This window comes from Rhodococcus sp. IEGM1339, assembly GCF_050321925.1.
Lineage (GTDB): Bacteria > Actinomycetota > Actinomycetes > Mycobacteriales > Mycobacteriaceae > Rhodococcus > Rhodococcus pyridinivorans.
Genome location: NZ_JBNQFT010000026.1, coordinates 42,076 through 55,207, shown reverse-complemented (window position 1 = coordinate 55,207; position 13,132 = coordinate 42,076). Strand labels below are relative to the sequence as shown.

Below are 13,132 nucleotides of genomic sequence, written 5' to 3'. Positions count from 1 at the left end.
GTCAGCCTCCCTGTAATCCGGCCGAGATGACGGCCCGTCCGATCGGGGCGGCCACCGAACCGCCGGTCGCGGCGAGAGCTCGGTCGCCGCCGTCCTCCACGATCACCGCGACGGCGATGCGGGGTTGTTGTGCAGGTGCGAATGCGATGTACCAGGTGTGCGGCGGGGTGTTCCGCGGATCGTTGCCGTGTTCCGCGGTGCCCGTCTTCGACGCGATCTGCACACCCTGGATGGCACCGCCACCGCCGGCGTTGTTCTCGGCACCGATCATCAGGTCGGTGAGGGTCGCCGAGACCTCCGGCGAGATCGCCTGGCCCAGCGATTCGGGCTTGGTCTCCTCGAGCACCGTCAGGTCGGGCCCCTGCCGACGGTCGACGAGATACGGCTTCATGCGCACCCCGCCGTTGGCGATGGTCGCGGCGATCGACGCGTTCTGCAACGGAGTAAGGGCCACATCCCGCTGGCCGATGCTCGACTGGCCGAGTGCCGCGCCGTCCGGGATGGGGCCGACGGTGCTCGCCGCGACGGGCAGCGGGACGTCGAGGGTCTCGCCGATGCCGAGCTTCTCCGCCTGCGAGACCAGGGCCTCGCGTCCGTCGTCGATGCCCATCTCGACGAAGGCCGTGTTGCACGACCGCGCGAACGCCTCCCGCAGCGTCACCGTCGATGCGTCGCCGCACGCGGCCCCGCCGTAGTTCTCGAGGGTCGTCGCGGTGTCGGGCAGGGTGATCTGCGGCGCTGCGGTGAACTGCGTGTCGGGGGTGACGCCGTTCTCGAGCGCGGCCGCCGTCACGACGACCTTGAAGGTCGAGCCCGGAGGGTAGGTCTGGGAGATCGCGCGGTTGAGCATCGGCTTCTCGGGATCGGCGTTGAGCTCGTCCCAGGCCTGCGAGGTCGCGGCGCCGTCGTGTCCCGACAACCGGTTGGGGTCGTAACTCGGCGTGCTCACCATCCCGAGGATCCTGCCGGTGCTCGGTTCGATCGCGACCACCGAGCCCGTGTAACCCTTCGAGGTCAGCTCGTCGTAGGCCACCTGCTGAACGACCGGATCGATCGTGGACACGACGTTTCCGCCGCGCGGGTTGCGGCCCGACACCAGGTCGAACAGTCGACGTCCGAACAGCAGGTTGTCGGAACCGTTGAGCAGCGAATCCTCGGACCGTTCGAGTCCGGTGCTGCCGTATTGCATCGAGTAGAAGCCGGTCACCGGCGCGTAGGCCAGCGGGCTCATCGGCTGGGTCGGCGGCGCCGGGTATTCGCGCAGGTACTTGTAGCGGCTGTCGGTGGGCACCGACACCGCGAGAGCCTGACCGGCCGCGACGATCTGTCCGCGCTGACGGGAGTACTCGTCGATCAGCACACGCGAGTTGCGCGGATCGGTACGGAGATCGTCGGCCTTGATGACCTGCACGTAGGTGGCGTTTGCGAGCAGCGCGACGACCATGAACATCACGGCCATCGCGACCTTGCGGAGCGGACCGTTCATTCGCGCCCCATCATTTCCGTCTTGGCCTCGGCGATCGGCGTGGGCGCTTTCTTACGGGGGATCGCGGGTTGGCGGGCAGCGTGCGAGATCTTCATCAACAGAGCCAGGAGCAGATAGTTTGCGAGCAGCGACGAACCACCGTAGGACACGAACGGTGTGGTCAGGCCGGTCAGGGGGATCAACTTCGTGACACCGCCGACCACCACGAACAGCTGGACGGCGAGGGTGAACGACAGGCCGGCGGCGAGCAGCTTGCCGAAGCTGTCGCGCACCGCCAGCGCCGTGCGCATGCCGCGGACGACGAGGATCAGGAACAACAGCAGGATGGCGGCCAGGCCGATCAGGCCGAGTTCCTCACCGATCGCGGCGACGATGAAGTCGGTCTTCGCGAACGGCACCTGCCCCGGCCGTCCGCTGCCCAGGCCGGTGCCGGCGACTCCGCCGGTCGCGAGACCGAACAGCGACTGGGAGATCTGGTAGCCGGTGTTGTTGTAGTCGGCGAGCGGATCGAGCCAGGTCTCCACGCGCACCCGCACGTGACCGAACATCTGGTACGCCGCGTAGAAGCCGACGGCGAGCAACGAGAATCCGATGATCAGCCAGCCGACACGTTCGGTCGCGATGTAGAGCATCACCAGCACGGTGGTGAACAGCAGCAGCGACGTGCCGAGGTCCTTCTCGAAGACCATCACACCGATCGAGATGATCCAGGCCGCCAGGATCGGGCCGAGATCGCGGGCGCGGGGGAAGTCCATCCCCAGGAAGTGCTTGCCTGCGGTGGTGAACAGGTCGCGCTTCGCCACCAGGACCGATGCGAAGAAGATGATCAGCAGGATCTTCGCGAACTCGCCGGGCTGGATGCTGAAACCGGGCAGCCGGATCCAGATCTTGGCGCCGTTGACCTCGGAGAACCTGCTCGGCAGCAGGGCCGGGATCGCGAGTGCGATCAGGCCGATGAGACCGAGCGTGTAGCTGAACCGCGCGAGCAAACGGTAGTCGTGCAGGAACACGAGCACGACGATGAACAGCGCGATGCCGAGCGCCGTCCACAGCACCTGCTGCGTCGCATCGGGCGACGGCGGCGGCAGGCCCATGTAACGGGCGTTCTCCTGATCGGACAGGTCGAGCCGGTGGATGAGCACGAGTCCGAGACCGTTGAGCAGCGCGACGATCGGCAACAGCAGGGGATCGGCGTACTTCGCGAAGCGCCGGACCGCGAGGTGCGCGGCGAGGAACAGCGCACCGAAGGTCACCCCGTACTTGAGCAGGTCGAGGGTCAGCGCCTGCTCCATCGAGACCTCGACGAGCATGAGCGACACCGTCGTGACACCGATGGCCGCGACGATCAGGGCCAGTTCGGTGTTGCGCCGGGTCGACTGGACGGGCGCCGGGGCGAAACCTCCCGGAGGGCTCGGGAAGTCCCCCACACCATGGGACACCGACATCAGGCGCCCACCCTGCAGTTCTGACCGGGGATCTGGGGCGCGGGCTCGGGAGCCGGCTCCGTGTTCGGAGCGGGTTCGCCGGGAGTCGGCTCGCCGGGAAGCAGTTCGCCGGGCTGGGAGGCCGGTGCCGGTTGGCCCGGCTGCGGCTCACCGGACGCCGGCGGCTGCACCGTGGGTGTCTCGGTGGGCGGGGTGCCGTTCGGTCCGGGAGCCGGCGCCGGCTCTCCCGGGCCGGGGGCCGGTGCGGGAGCGGGCTCGGGTTCCTCCGGGGTGCACACCGGCAGCAGGTCCAGTTCGGCGAGCCGCTGCATCTGCTCGCGGGTGTCGTCGAGCGACCCCGACGGAAGCCCGGCACGGACCTGCTCGCGAGCGGCGGGCCACAGGTCGTCGACGAGCATGACCCGGCACGACGCGCTGTTCGGATCGACGAGCGTGAGGTCGCCCTCGTCGGTGACGCACCCGACGCGCGCGGCCTCCTGCAGCGAGTAACCGAAGACGTCGCCGGGGATACCGCGCAGCACGGTCACGCGACCGTCGTCGGCGCCGACGTAGTAGTTGTTGCGGATCAGCTGGCGGCCGACGAACAGGCCACCGACCAGCACCGCGATGATCACGACGGCGGCGACCGGCCACCACAGGCGGCTGCGCTTCTTCTTCGGCGCCGGTTCCGGGGCCTTGTTGATGACCCGCTTCGGGGTGGCGCGCGGTGGCCGCATCGCGGCGGCGCGACCCGCTGCGGTGTTCGGCGGGGGAGTGTCCTCGTCGTCGTCCGCGGATGCCGCTCCGGCGACGATGGGATGCGACTGGCCGTAGTCGAGATCGATCACGTCGGCGACGACCACGGTGACGTTGTCGGGGCCGCCGCTGCGCAGCGCCAGCTCGATGAGCCGGTCGGCGCACTCGTCGTGCGTGCCCTGCCGCATGGTGTCGGCGATCGTCTCGTCGCTGACGACGTCGGACAGACCGTCGGAGCACACGAGGTAGCGGTCGCCGGCGCGGGCCTCGCGCACGGTGAGGGTCGGTTCGACCTCGCTGCCCGTCAGGGCGCGCATGATCAACGACCGCTGCGGGTGCGTGTGCGCCTGCTCGGGGGTGATGCGGCCCTCGTCCACGAGCGACTGCACGAAGGTGTCGTCGCGGGTGATCTGGGTGAGCTGGTCGTCGCGCAGCAGATAGGCGCGGGAATCGCCGATGTGGGCGAGTCCGAGTTTGCTGCCTGCGAAGAGGATGGCCGTGAGCGTCGTGCCCATGCCGTCGAGTTCGGGCTCTTCCTCGACCTGGTCGGCGATGGAGGCGTTGCCTTCGCGGACGGCCGCGGCGAGCTTACCGAGGAGGTCGCCGCCCGGCTCGTCGTCGTCGAGGTGGGCGAGCGCCGCGATCATCAGCTGTGAGGCGACCTCACCGGCCGCGTGGCCGCCCATGCCGTCGGCGAGGGCGAGCAGGCGGGCACCGGCGTAGACGGAGTCCTCGTTGTTGGAGCGCACGAGGCCGCGATCGCTGCGGGCGGCATATCGGAGTACGAGGGTCACGGGCGGAGCTCGATCACGGTCTTGCCCACCCGGACCGGGGTTCCGAGCGGGACACGGACAGCGGTGGTGACCTTCGCGCGGTCGAGATACGTGCCGTTCGTCGACCCCAGGTCTTCGACGTACCAGTCGGAACCTCGTGGCGACAGGCGTGCGTGGCGCGTGGATGCGTAGTCGTCGGTCAGCACGAGTGTGGAGTCGTCGGCACGGCCGATGAGAACCGGCTGGGTGCCGAGCGTGATCCTCGTGCCGGCCAGCGCGCCCTGCGTGACTACCAGGTACTTGGCGGTCTTGTTACGGCTCAGCGTCGGCAGCACCGACTGCTTGGGCGAGTAACGCGGGAGCGGTCGCGCGGCACCGGCGTAGATGTCGGACCGGAGCGTGCGCAACACCGCCCATACGAACAACCACAGCAGGAGGAGGAATCCCGCTCGGGTCAGCTGCAGAATCAGCCCCTGCACGGTGCATCCTCCTTCGGGGTAGTCGACCGGTCGTGTTCCAGGTCGTGCGGTCACTCACAATACGGACACCGGACGACTCCATGCAGCGTCCGACGCGCTGTCACACGCGTCGGACGGTATGAACGGGTCCGGTGGGTCCTTCGATACCGGCTGATCAGAGGATGCGCACGAGGATTTCGGAGTGCCCGGCGCGAATCACGTCACCATCGGCGAGCTGCCAGTCCTGCACCGAGGCGCCGTTGACCGTCGTGCCGTTCGTCGACCCGAGATCGGAGAGCATCGCGACCTGGCCGTCCCAGCGGATGTCGATGTGGCGACGCGAGACGCCGGTGTCGGGCAAGCGGAACTGTGCGTCCTGGCCGCGGCCGATGATGTTGCTGCCCTCGCGGAGCTGGTAGTAGCGGCCGCTGCCGTCCTCGAGCTGGAGCGTCGCGGTCAGCACCCGACCGGCGGCGGGGGACTGGTAGCCGGCCTGCTGGTAACCCTGGTCGTAGCCGGGGGCCGCGGCGGCGTAGCCCTGGTCGTAACCGCCCTGCTGCGCGCCATACTGCTGGTCGTAACCCGGCTGTGCGTAGCTCTGCTGGCCGTAGGCCTGCTGGTCGTAGCCGCCCTGCTGGTAGCCCTGGTCCTGGTAGGCCTGGTCGTAACCGGGCTGTGCGTAACCCTGCTGGCCGTACGCCTGCTGGTCGTACCCGCCCTGCTGCGGGTAGTCCTGGCCGTACGCCTGCGGTTGGGCGCCTCGAGCGCCGTAGGCCTGCTGGTCGTAGCCACCCTGGTCGTAGCCGCCCTGCTGGTAGTCCTGCTCGCTGTAGGCCTGGCCGTACGCCTGCTGGTCGTAACCGCCCTGCTGGTCGTAACCGCCCTGCTGGTCGTAACCGCCCTGCTGGTCGTAACCGCCCTGCTGGTCGTAACCGCCGGGAGCCTGGTCGTAGCCGGCGTTGCCGTAGCCCTGGTTGTAGCGCTGCTCCTGGCCGACGTGCGCGTGACCGTTGCGTGCGTACTGCGGTTCCGCCTCGGCGGGGTCACGGCTGGGGTCGTAGCCGGGGTTCTGCGTCATTGGGCCAGCTCCTGGTTCAGAGGTCACGGGTGGGCGGTTCTGCGGGTTCCGCGGTGACGGAGCACGCGTCGCTGAGCGCCCCGCATCGGGATCTACCGAGCCGCGAGTCCGGAACTGCCCGGTGTGCAGTGCCGACGACGACTCGAAGACGACTTGGATCTCACCGTATGTCTGCCATCCCTGTTCTCGGATGAAGTCCTCAAGGTGACGGGAGAATGCCTTCACAGTCAAGTCCCGATCCGCTGCGAGGGCGTCGTGATCGGTTTCGCTGATCGTGATGACGTAGTGATTGGGGGCGAGCATGTGGCCCCGATCGAGCTGTCGGACGCCGTCCGTTGCCTCCTGCTGCAGCGCCGCCTCGACTTCCTGGGGCACGACGCCGCCGCCGAACACGCGGGCGAAAGCGTCGCCGATCGCGGCCTGGAGTTTGCGCTCGAAGCGCTGGGCGATGCCCATGGCGACCCCCTTTCCGTACTCAGCGTGTCGCAATGCAGATCTCGTCACTGCATGGTATCCACTTTTCCCCGGATTCGACCCTGCGGTATGCGGCACGTCTCGCCCGGATGTGCTCGGCGATCGAGCCGGAAGTGTTCGCGGCCCTCTGACCAGGCGAATAGTTGTTCGGCTCCGGTGTGTGTTACTGTTTTCGGCGTTGCTCGGGCGAGTGGCGGAATGGCAGACGCGCTGGCTTCAGGTGCCAGTGTCCTTCGGGACGTGGGGGTTCAAGTCCCCCTTCGCCCACAGTGTGCAGTTCCACGAACTGCGACGGACGAGGTCACGAACTCTTCGGAGATCGTGACCTCGTTTTCGTTTGTCCGGCCCCGATCCGATGCCTTTTCGGCCGTGCTTTACTGGGGCGGTGATGGCCCGGTGACTCCCAACACGGCAGATATCGGCGCAATCCTCATCAGCTCGCGCTCCCTGGACGAGTACCGGTCGATGTTCGACCTCTCCGACGACGATCTGTCGCGGAGGATCCTGGACTGCCCGGCCGGCGCGGCGGGCTTCACCGCCGTGGTGAACCGCCTCGGTGGTGACGTGACGGCCTGCGACACGGCCTACTCCGACTCCGACGCTGAGCACCTCACCGTCGTTGCCGCTGCTGAGGCCGAGCGCGGGAACCGGTACATCCGGGACCACGCCGAGAACTACGCCTGGACGTTCTTCGCCGAACCCGACGAACACGCACGGGTGCGGCGGCAGGCGGTCCGGGATTTCGCCGAGGACATCCGTCGGCATCCGCACCGATATGTCGCCGGGTGGTTGCCGTCCCTGCCGTTCCCCGATGCGGCATTCGATCTCGTGCTCAGTTCGCACCTGCTGTTCAGCTACGCCGACCGACTCGACCGCACCTTCCACCTCGACGCGATCCGGGAACTGATGCGTGTCGCCCGGGACGAACTGCGCATCTTCCCGCTCGTGGAGTCCGGAACCTCGGTCCTCTGCCCCTACCTGGACGAACTGCTCACCGATCTCCGGGAACACGGCATCGACGGTGAGGTCGTGGAGGTCGACTACCGATTCCAGAAGGGCGCCCACCACATGCTGGTGTGCCGCCGCACCGGGTTTCCCTGAGCGAAAGGAAGGGCGCAGGGTGGCCGCGCCCTTCCCGATCCGGCTACTCGCTCGACCAACTCCGCGGTACCGGCACTCCGGTGGGTACTCGTGTCCGTCGATTGCCGTGCGCGCCGGCGAGTTGCGGTCCGGTGAGATACAGCGCGAGACCGGCGCACAATGGGAGATGGGGGTAGGAGGTCGTCATGCGTGCTCTGAGTGGCCTACTGAATGTCGTGCTCGGACTTCTCACCGCCCTGCTCGGCACCGTTCTGGGGATCGTCGCCGCCGTGGTGATGCTCCTGGGTGCGGTGTTGTGCGTGACGATCCTGCTGATCCCACTGGGTATCCCTGTCATCCGGCTCTCCCGCCGGCTGTTCACCCTCGCCGGGAAGATGATGCACGTGCCGTGACGTCCCGCGACGAATCGGCTACGAGGCGCTCGATCGCCTCGTGAGGCGCTCGGGCATGTCGTCCACCGGCTACGGAACCTCTTCGGAGCGGCCCCGCATTTTCGAGGGATGCTGGGCACTCTTGCAGCCATCACGATGTCATGCGCCTCTACCTGCGCAAATAGCCTGCGCAGTCTGTTGGTTGCCGTGCATACCCTAGGGGGGTATGGTATCTGGCAGGACGACCGACGCGACAAGGACGATTCCGATGCCGAATACCCCGAGCGAGACCGTGCACACCGATGCCGTCGCACACGACGGCGCGCATCGGCACAGCTATATCGCCAACAACACCAAGGCCGACTACCTCAAGCGACTGCGTCGCATCGAGGGGCAGGCCCGCGGCCTGCAGCGGATGGTCGAGGAAGAGAAGTACTGCATCGACATCCTCACGCAGATCGCGGCGATGAAGAAGGCCCTCGAGGCCGTCGCGCTCGGTCTGCTCGACGAGCACATGGCGCACTGCGTGGCCGGTGCCGTGCGCGCCGGCGGCGACGAGGCCGACCTCAAGTTGAAGGAAGCCGGCGACGCCATCGCGCGCCTCGTCCGTTCCTGATCGTCCAGACCCGTTCACGACCCGTATCCGAGGAGTTCCCATGAGCCGGACCAGCACCTACACCGTCACCGGTATGACCTGCCAGCACTGCGTCGCGTCGGTCACCGAAGAGGTCCAGGAGATCCCGGGCGTCGAGAACGTCGCGATCGATCTGGCCACCGGTGTCGTCACCGTCACGAGCGCCGAGTCCCTCGACGATGCCGCCGTCGCGGCCGCCGTCGAGGAGGCCGGCTACAGCCTCGCATGAACACCCCGGCCAAGCTCACCGGCTTCGTCACCGCCGTAGCCGCTGTCTTCGGTATCGCGTTGCTCGTCGGCGCGGCCGTCGGCCCGGTGGAAGAGCAGACCGAGGATCCGACCGCGAGCGCCCACGACGCCGGTCACGGTAATGGCACCGTCACCGGCAGCGCCGCCGAAACACCTGCTGTGGAGGAGATCCTGGGAGGTCTGATGACGTACCGGAACGGTTATGCCCTCGCACTCGCCGAGACCGACCTCGAGTCGGGCGAGGACAGGAACCTGACATTCGCGATCAACGGTCCCGGCGGCGCGCCGGTGACCGACTTCGACGTCACCCACGACAAAGAGCTGCACCTGATCGCCGTGCGCCGCGACTTCACCGGATTCCAGCACGTCCATCCCGTGCTCGAGGAGAACACCGGCATCTGGTCCGTCGACGTCGACCTCACGCCCGGCACGTGGCGGGTCTTCACCGACTTCACACCCACCGGGGGAGAGCCGCTCACGTTGGGCACCGACCTCGCGGTGGCAGGCGAATTCGTTCCTGCCGCACCGCAGGCCGACAACCGCACCGCAACCGTCGACGACTACGAGGTCACCCTCGACGGCGACCTGTCGTCGGGCAGCGACGCGATGCTCACCCTCACGGTGAGCAAGGACGGACGGCCGCTCACCGACCTGCAGCCCTATCTCGGTGCCTACGGACACCTGGTGGCACTGCGCGGCGGCGACCTCGCCTATCTCCACGTCCACCCGGACGGGACACCCGGCGACGGCACCACACGACCCGGTCCCGAGGTCGTCTTCCACACCTCCGTCCCGAGTGCCGGCACCTATCACCTCTATCTCGACTTCCAGCACGACGGAGTGGTTCGCACCGCGGCGTTCACCCTCACCGCCGGGGGCACCGGCGAGGTGCAGTCGGGGTCCGGCGCGCACGGTGACCACAGCCATTCCGGCCGCTGACGGCCCTTTTCCCGAGGAGACACACATGACCACGCAGAGTCAGCCGGTCGCCGCCGAATCGATCGAACTCGCCATCACCGGCATGACCTGCGCATCCTGCGCCAATCGCATCGAGCGCAAGCTCAACAAGCTCGACGGCGTCACCGCGACCGTCAACTATGCCACCGAGAAGGCGAAGGTCACCTACCCCGACGACCTGACACCCGAGCAACTCGTCACGGTCGTCGAACAGGCCGGCTACGGCGCCGCACTGCCGCCGCCGCCCGCGCAGGGGGCCGACCGGACCGATGACGTGCCCGAAGCCGATCCCGTTGCGGCGCTTCGTCACCGGCTCGTCGTCTCGGCGATTCTGACGGTGCCGGTGATCGCGATGGCGATGATCCCGGCCCTGCAGTTCACCAACTGGCAGTGGCTCTCGCTCACCCTCGCCGCACCGGTTGTGGTGTGGGGTGCGTGGCCGTTCCACCGGGCAGCGTGGATCAACCTGCGCCACGGCACGTCCACCATGGACACCCTCGTGTCGCTGGGAACCCTTGCCGCCCTGGGGTGGTCGGTCTACGCCCTGTTCTGGGGCACGGCGGGTGAACCGGGGATGGTCCACCCGTTCGAGTTCACCATCGAGCGGGGCGACGGCAGCGGCAACATCTATCTCGAGGCCGCGGCCGGTGTCACGACGTTCATCCTCGCCGGACGCTACTTCGAGCAACGGTCGAAGCGACGCGCAGGCGCCGCCCTGCGTGCCCTGCTCGAACTCGGGGCCAAGGACGTCGCGGTCCTCGGACCGGACGGGACCACCGAAACCCGGGTGCCGGTGGAGCAGTTGGCGGTCGGGGATCTGTTCGTCGTACGGCCGGGCGAGAAGATCGCCACCGACGGTGTGATCGAGCGGGGCACGTCGGCCGTCGACGCGTCGATGCTGACCGGTGAGTCCGTTCCCGTCGAGGTCGGTGTGGGCGACAGTGTCGTGGGCGGCACGGTCGACGTGGGTGGACGACTCGTGGTGCGCGCGACCCGCGTCGGCTCCGACACCCAGCTCGCGCAGATGGCGAAGCTGGTGGAGGACGCCCAGAACGGCAAGGCCCAGGTGCAGCGCCTGGCCGACCGGATCTCCGGCATCTTCGTGCCGATCGTCCTGCTGATCGCCGCCGGCACGCTCGGTTTCTGGCTCGGCACCGGCAACGGAGCCGCGGCGGCCTTCACCGCGGCGGTCGCGGTGCTGATCATCGCCTGCCCCTGTGCCCTCGGCCTCGCCACCCCGACCGCGCTGATGGTCGGTACCGGTCGCGGCGCCCAGCTCGGCATCCTCATCAAGGGACCCGAGGTCCTCGAGTCGACCCGTTCGGTCGACACCGTGGTCCTCGACAAGACCGGTACGGTCACCACCGGCCGGATGACCCTGCGCGAGGTCGTCGCCGACGACGGTGAGAACGCCGACGACGTGCTGCGGTACGCCGGGGCACTCGAGTCGGCGTCGGAACACCCGATCGCACGTGCCGTCAGCGATGCGGCGGCGGACAGGTTCGGCGGTCTGCCCGAGGTCGAGGACTTCACGAACGTCGAGGGTCTCGGCGTTCAGGGAGTGCTCGTCGACGGCGACACGAGCCGCGCCGTGCTGGTGGGACGCCCGAAGTTGCTGGCCGACTGGTCACAGCATCTCTCCGAGAAGTTGCAGCAGGCGTTCGAGCAGGCCCAGAAGTCCGGTGGCACGGCCATCGCCGTCGGCTGGGACGGTAAGGCGCGCGGCATCGTAGTCGTGGCGGACGCGGTCAAGCCGACCTCTACGAAGGCCGTCGCCGAACTGCGGGAACTCGGTCTGCGTCCGATCCTGCTCACCGGTGACAACGCCGCCGTCGCGCACACCGTGGCGGCCGAGGTCGGCATCGACGAGGCCGACGTGATCGCCGACGTGCTGCCCACCGACAAGGTCGATGTGGTCGAGCGACTCCAGCGCGAGGGTGCGGTGGTCGCGATGGTCGGCGACGGTGTCAACGACGCCGCGGCGCTCGCCCGGGCCGACCTGGGTCTGGCGATGGGCACGGGCACCGACGTGGCGATCGAGGCGAGCGACCTGACGTTGGTCCGCGGCGACCTGATGGTCGCGGTCGACGCCATCCGGTTGTCGCGCCGCACGCTGACGACGATCAAGGGCAACCTGTTCTGGGCGTTCGCGTACAACGTCGCGGCTCTGCCGCTGGCGGCCGCGGGCCTGCTCAACCCGATGCTCGCCGGTGCGGCGATGGCGTTCTCGTCGGTGTTCGTGGTCTCCAACAGCCTGCGACTGCGACGGTTCCGCGCACACGCGGCCTGACCGCTTTCGGCTGCAGCGAGGAGGACGGCCTGTCAGGATCGGATCCATGACACAGCCGTCCTCCTTCCGTGCCCTGGTCGTCGACGACACCGACGACGGCCAGGTGGCACAGTTCCGCGAACTGACCGACACCGACCTTCCCGACCACGACGTCCTCGTCGAGGTCGAGTACTCCTCGCTGAACTACAAGGACGGTCTCGTGATCGCGGGACCGCAGAAGATGGCGCGACGCACCCCGCTGGTCGCCGGAGCCGATCTCGCCGGGACCGTCCTCGAGAGCAGCAACCCCGACTGGAAGCCCGGCGACCGCGTCGTCGTCAACGGCTGGGGTCTGTCCGAGACGCAATCGGGCGGGTACACCCGGCGCCAGCGTGTGAAGCCCGAATGGCTCGTCCGCATCCCCGACGCCTTCTCCACCCGCGACGCCATGGCCATCGGCACCGCCGGCTACACGTCCGCCCTGTGCCTCGACGCGCTCGAGCGGTACGGGATCGCATCGGACGCGGAACTGCTCGTCACCGGCGCGGCCGGTGGCGTCGGGTCGATCGCCGTCGCCCTCGCCGCTGCCGCGGGACACACGGTCGTCGCCGCGACCGGCCGTCCCGAGACCCACGACTTCCTGAGCGAACTCGGTGCGTCGTCGTTCGTCGACCGCGCCGAACTGCAGGGCAAGGGCCGGCCCCTGGGCAAGGAACGCTGGGATGCCGCGGTGGACGCGGTGGGCGGTTCGACGCTCGTGAACGTACTGTCGCAGATCCGCTACGGCGGTGCCGTCGCCGCGTGCGGTCTCACGGAGTCGCCGTCGATGCCCGATGCCACGGTGATGCCGCACATCCTGCGCGGCGTCGCCTTGCTGGGCGTCGACTCGGTGATGGCGCCGGCTCCGCTGCGCCGGTCGGCATGGGATCGTCTCGCCCGCGATCTGCCTGCGAGCACCCTGGATTCGCTGTCGCGGGTCGAACCGCTCTCGGACGTCCCACGACTAGCCGAGGAGATCCTCGCGGGCAAGGTGCGCGGCCGGGTGGTCGTCGACGTCACTGCCTGAGAACGGTTCCGGAGAACGACCGGTGGGCAGCCACTT

General features: G+C 68.4%; 12 protein-coding genes and 1 tRNA gene. 8 read left to right on the top strand and 5 right to left on the bottom strand.

Annotated features, from left to right (window positions below; genetic code table 11):
* Position 1: 1 nt before the first annotated feature.
* From ACQR3U_RS20060 to ACQR3U_RS20040, 5 genes are all read right to left on the bottom strand, one after another.
* Complete coding sequence (locus tag ACQR3U_RS20060) at positions 2-1,486, bottom strand: peptidoglycan D,D-transpeptidase FtsI family protein (RefSeq protein ID WP_006550943.1); 1,485 nt, start codon at positions 1,484-1,486, stop codon at positions 2-4.
* Positions 1,483-2,931, bottom strand: a complete 1,449-nt coding sequence (locus tag ACQR3U_RS20055; protein ID WP_230811252.1) for an FtsW/RodA/SpoVE family cell cycle protein — start codon at positions 2,929-2,931, stop codon at positions 1,483-1,485. Before ACQR3U_RS20055 ends, ACQR3U_RS20060 begins: the two co-directional genes overlap by 4 nt.
* The gene (locus ACQR3U_RS20050) at positions 2,931-4,460 is read right to left on the bottom strand and encodes a PP2C family protein-serine/threonine phosphatase (protein ID WP_230811251.1); all 1,530 of its coding nucleotides are present in this window, start codon (positions 4,458-4,460) and stop codon (positions 2,931-2,933) included. Before ACQR3U_RS20050 ends, ACQR3U_RS20055 begins: the two co-directional genes overlap by 1 nt.
* Positions 4,457-4,918: an FHA domain-containing protein FhaB/FipA gene (locus ACQR3U_RS20045; RefSeq protein ID WP_006550946.1), complete on the bottom strand. Its 462-nt coding sequence runs from the start codon at positions 4,916-4,918 to the stop codon at positions 4,457-4,459. Before ACQR3U_RS20045 ends, ACQR3U_RS20050 begins: the two co-directional genes overlap by 4 nt.
* A gap of 154 nt (positions 4,919-5,072) precedes the next feature.
* Positions 5,073-6,431 (bottom strand): DUF3662 and FHA domain-containing protein, encoded by a 1,359-nt coding sequence (locus tag ACQR3U_RS20040; protein WP_317752511.1) that lies wholly within the window; start codon positions 6,429-6,431, stop codon positions 5,073-5,075.
* Between the two features lie 202 nt (positions 6,432-6,633).
* Between ACQR3U_RS20040 and ACQR3U_RS20035 the strand changes: the two genes are divergently transcribed.
* The 8 genes from ACQR3U_RS20035 (at position 6,634) to ACQR3U_RS20000 (ending at position 13,096) form a co-directional block, all read left to right on the top strand.
* Positions 6,634-6,716 (top strand) — tRNA-Leu (locus ACQR3U_RS20035).
* Positions 6,717-6,845: 129 nt separating this feature from the next.
* The gene (locus ACQR3U_RS20030) at positions 6,846-7,550 is read left to right on the top strand and encodes a methyltransferase domain-containing protein (RefSeq protein ID WP_230811250.1); all 705 of its coding nucleotides are present in this window, start codon (positions 6,846-6,848) and stop codon (positions 7,548-7,550) included.
* A gap of 185 nt (positions 7,551-7,735) precedes the next feature.
* Positions 7,736-7,942: a hypothetical protein gene (locus tag ACQR3U_RS20025; protein ID WP_033098101.1), complete on the top strand. Its 207-nt coding sequence runs from the start codon at positions 7,736-7,738 to the stop codon at positions 7,940-7,942.
* Positions 7,943-8,189: 247 nt separating this feature from the next.
* Complete coding sequence (locus ACQR3U_RS20020; RefSeq protein ID WP_230811249.1) at positions 8,190-8,537, top strand: metal-sensitive transcriptional regulator; 348 nt, start codon at positions 8,190-8,192, stop codon at positions 8,535-8,537.
* Between the two features lie 40 nt (positions 8,538-8,577).
* Positions 8,578-8,784 (top strand): heavy-metal-associated domain-containing protein, encoded by a 207-nt coding sequence (locus tag ACQR3U_RS20015; RefSeq protein ID WP_230811248.1) that lies wholly within the window; start codon positions 8,578-8,580, stop codon positions 8,782-8,784.
* Complete coding sequence (locus ACQR3U_RS20010) at positions 8,781-9,743, top strand: hypothetical protein (protein ID WP_230811247.1); 963 nt, start codon at positions 8,781-8,783, stop codon at positions 9,741-9,743. Before ACQR3U_RS20015 ends, ACQR3U_RS20010 begins: the two co-directional genes overlap by 4 nt.
* Before the next feature lie 25 nt (positions 9,744-9,768).
* A complete protein-coding gene (locus ACQR3U_RS20005; protein ID WP_059382001.1) occupies positions 9,769-12,051 on the top strand; it encodes a heavy metal translocating P-type ATPase in 2,283 nt (760 codons plus the stop codon).
* Positions 12,052-12,097: 46 nt separating this feature from the next.
* Complete coding sequence (locus ACQR3U_RS20000; RefSeq protein WP_088896886.1) at positions 12,098-13,096, top strand: MDR family oxidoreductase; 999 nt, start codon at positions 12,098-12,100, stop codon at positions 13,094-13,096.
* The last annotated feature ends 36 nt before the right edge of the window (positions 13,097-13,132 follow it).

Excerpts from the sequence above, each read along its gene's own strand:
- ACQR3U_RS20060 (WP_006550943.1), bottom strand. The coding sequence starts at position 1,486 with ATGAACGGTCCGCTCCGCAAGGTCGCGATGGCCGTGATGTTCATGGTC.
- ACQR3U_RS20055 (WP_230811252.1), bottom strand. The coding sequence starts at position 2,931 with ATGTCGGTGTCCCATGGTGTGGGGGACTTCCCGAGCCCTCCGGGAGGT.
- ACQR3U_RS20040 (WP_317752511.1), bottom strand. The coding sequence starts at position 6,431 with ATGGGCATCGCCCAGCGCTTCGAGCGCAAACTCCAGGCCGCGATCGGC.
- ACQR3U_RS20025 (WP_033098101.1), top strand. The coding sequence starts at position 7,736 with ATGCGTGCTCTGAGTGGCCTACTGAATGTCGTGCTCGGACTTCTCACC.
- ACQR3U_RS20020 (WP_230811249.1), top strand. The coding sequence starts at position 8,190 with ATGCCGAATACCCCGAGCGAGACCGTGCACACCGATGCCGTCGCACAC.
- ACQR3U_RS20015 (WP_230811248.1), top strand. The coding sequence starts at position 8,578 with ATGAGCCGGACCAGCACCTACACCGTCACCGGTATGACCTGCCAGCAC.
- ACQR3U_RS20010 (WP_230811247.1), top strand. The coding sequence starts at position 8,781 with ATGAACACCCCGGCCAAGCTCACCGGCTTCGTCACCGCCGTAGCCGCT.
- ACQR3U_RS20005 (WP_059382001.1), top strand. The coding sequence starts at position 9,769 with ATGACCACGCAGAGTCAGCCGGTCGCCGCCGAATCGATCGAACTCGCC.
- ACQR3U_RS20000 (WP_088896886.1), top strand. The coding sequence starts at position 12,098 with ATGACACAGCCGTCCTCCTTCCGTGCCCTGGTCGTCGACGACACCGAC.